1 protein-coding gene and 1 pseudogene are annotated in these 1,002 nt (G+C 68.5%); both read right to left on the bottom strand.

The window, feature by feature from the left end:
• Nucleotides 1-44: 44 nt before the first annotated feature.
• Nucleotides 45-374, bottom strand: coding sequence for a hypothetical protein (locus tag RM423_RS24870; protein WP_311425719.1), 330 nt, complete (start codon nucleotides 372-374; stop codon nucleotides 45-47).
• 51 nt (nucleotides 375-425) lie between these two features.
• Nucleotides 426-1,002, bottom strand: a pseudogene (locus tag RM423_RS24865) (hypothetical protein); the annotation flags it as partial.

The raw sequence follows: 1,002 nt of genomic DNA, 5'->3' as shown, positions 1-1,002 counted from the left end.
TTGCGCCGCGGCGACGTGCTGCTTGCGTCGTGCATCACCAGGAATCAGATCCCAAGCTCGTCACGCATCGGCGCAGGGAGCTCGGCGGCGCGTTGGGCGAACCAGGTCTTGACGGCCGGTGTCCGGTCATCGTCGAGCAGGCGCATCTCGGCGAGGACGTCGAGGATGCGTCGAACTGGCAGGTCGATGCCGCCCAGCAGCGTTACGTCGGTGGCTTTGATCGGCGCGCCGGGGTCGTCTTGCAGCCCGATGACGATCCGGATGCCGCTTCGGGTCTCGGCCATGGCCTTATGTGTCCAGCCGTGTCGCCGGGCGTGTTCGCCGACCTCGCGATCGACCCACTCGGCGATGATCGGGTCGCATCGTTCGATCAAGTTCTCTCGGCCGTGGGTGGCGAGGTCTCGCCGGGCGTCGAACAGGCTCGGCTACACGTGGTAGACCGTGGCTCGTGCCGTGGGCCGAACCTCGACGGCCGTGGTCTCAGGACGGAGTGGTTTGGCTCGGTCGCGGGCGCTGACATAGAACATGTCGGCGAAGAACAGCTGCTGGCCGTGGGCGTTAGCGCCGGCGAGGTCGAGCAGTTCTCTGTCCCCGCGCATCAGGGTTGCCTGCTTGCGGCACAGTCGGCACACCCTGCCCTGTCCGAGGGTGAGGACGTTCGAGCAGATCCGGCATGCGGCGATGGTGGCGTGTTCGCGTCGCCCGGAGTTGCAGCCGGCGCACAGCCAGTCGTGCAGGCGGCCCACTCCCCAGGCGTGACAGTCGCGGCAGGACTCGACGCCGGGGTTGCCGTCGCGGTGGCAGCGTCTGCACATGCCGCTGGTGTAGTAGTTGGTTCCCGACCCGCACCGCAGGCATGGCGGCGGAGTGACCCGGCCGCCTGGCCAGCAGGCGAAGCAATAGTCGACCTGGGCCATGGCCGCGGGCGCAAGCTTGCAGGTGACGCGCTTCCTCCGTCGCAGCGGGCTGGCTCCGGGGCGTTTCTGGGTCACGCAGGCGGTG

Origin of the sequence: Jatrophihabitans lederbergiae (genome assembly GCF_031845305.1) — a bacterium.
Classification (GTDB): domain Bacteria; phylum Actinomycetota; class Actinomycetes; order Mycobacteriales; family Jatrophihabitantaceae; genus Jatrophihabitans_A; species Jatrophihabitans_A lederbergiae.
Note: the sequence above shows the minus strand (reverse complement) of the source record. Positions and strands in the feature narration are given on the sequence as shown.